Here is a 1,827-nt window from a genome sequence, read left to right on the forward strand (position 1 = left end):
CGGTGGCTCTGCAATAATGGCGCGCTCAATCAGCTCGGCTATAGATTGCACGGCAGGTAGCTGGGCTGGCAGTTGCTGCATGAGCATGGGTAATAAACCACCATGCTCATGGCTGATACCTGCAGCCGTCAGTAAGTTGGTTAGTTGAGTGCTACTAGCAATACCATCAGCAAGCTTACGCAGGTCACGCGGCTTGGCGCTCATCAGCCCGATACGGCTACTGATACGCTCAATATCACCAATAGTGTTTAACGTTTCGCGTAATCTCACGACTAATGAGCTATTTTCCACGCTTAGATTAGTCTGTTCAGACTGTATGTATTTATTATCGCTATCTAATAAGCTCGCTATCGCATCTAAGCGCAAATTAATACGTGCATGCTGACGCAATGGGCGTTTCATCTGCTGTATGAGTAAGCGTCGTCCCATCGGTGTTTGGCAGTGATTCAGTACAGAGATTAGTGATGTACCATTGCTGCTGACAGGAGTAAATAGTTCAAGGTTTTGCTGACTATTGGCATCGATAATCAAATAATCATCGCTGTACTCTACAATCAGCTGATTAATCTGTGGCACATGACGTTGCTGGGTTTGCCGCGCATAGTGAATAAGGGCAGCACAGCTAGATTGAGCCAATGGCGCATCGCTAATGCCTGATCCTAAACCTAAGCCATCAAGACGCTGAACCTCAAACTGCTGACAAAGTGTCGCGCTAGCATGTTGACGATGAAAGTCATTAGCCGCAACTTCGATAATAGGGCAGTCGAGATTTTGACGTAACCATAGCAGCCAATCTTCGCCATTACTACTATTACTATCATTGAGTGCTTCGCTAATGATACATTCACTAGGAGCAAAGCGTGCTAACACCGTGAGCATTTGGGTTTGTAGCCCCTCAATGTCATCATGGCTGTTACTATAGCTGGCACTAAGTGTTTGCGTCGTTAACGTTCCAGCGGCTAAATCCATTTGGCTAATGGCGGCTTGCAAAGGTTGTTTGCTATTTGCTTTGGGTGTCAGAATATCAATAGCAACAACAGTCGGGGTATGATTGGGCGCAATCAGCGCATCGTCGGTAATCGTCCCTGCGGTCAGAGTTTTGACCACTTCACGGCGCATAATACTGCCAGCAGCAGATTTGCTTTTATCTTTCTTTTGCTTATCGCCCATTGTAGGGGAGTTGGATATATTGCTTGCTGATTCGTCAATTTGCTCGCAGACCACCACCGTTTGTCCAGCGGCAATAAGCCTTGCCATATAGCTGTCGGCTGCATGAAATGGCACGCCTGCCATGGCAATGGTGTTACCAGCTTTATCGGTACCACGGCGGGTTAAAGTAATATCCAATATCTGTGCCGCGCGTTTGGCATCGTCAAAAAATAACTCGTAAAAATCACCCATTCGGTACAGTAATAATGCTTGGGGATAGTTGGCTTTCATGGTCAGATATTGCACCATCATCGGTGTATGGTCTGCTAAGTGATAAACGGCATTGCCGATGGTCAATCGGTCAGAAGTTAGTGGATCGGAAGTTAAGTGGGCAGCGGCGTTCTTGTTTGATTGACTTGATAAAGCGTATTTTTTTGGCGCAGGTTTTGCAGCATTTAGGGTGTGAGCAAATGGCTTGACGGTCATGCAAAATCTCTTATTTAACGGGTCTGATATGAGTTTAGATACAGTTAGGCCAATATAAAAAAGCATTAGCGGGACTGGGGTAAATTTTTTGTAGCCTCTGTCTGCGCAGGCACAGCAAGCAAGAAAAATTTGTACCAGTTCCGCGTCATAATGTCGTGTATCTATTTTATTTGGTATCGACTGTACAATTTA

1 pseudogene is annotated in these 1,827 nt (G+C 45.7%); it reads right to left on the reverse strand.

Annotation, left to right across the window (positions count from 1 at the left end):
* Window positions 1–1,635, reverse strand: a pseudogene (locus tag VLN09_RS11845) (DNA mismatch repair protein MutS); the annotation flags it as partial.
* Window positions 1,636–1,827: the final 192 nt, after the last annotated feature.

This window comes from Psychrobacter sp., from assembly GCF_035469765.1.
Classification (GTDB): Bacteria; Pseudomonadota; Gammaproteobacteria; order Pseudomonadales; family Moraxellaceae; genus Psychrobacter.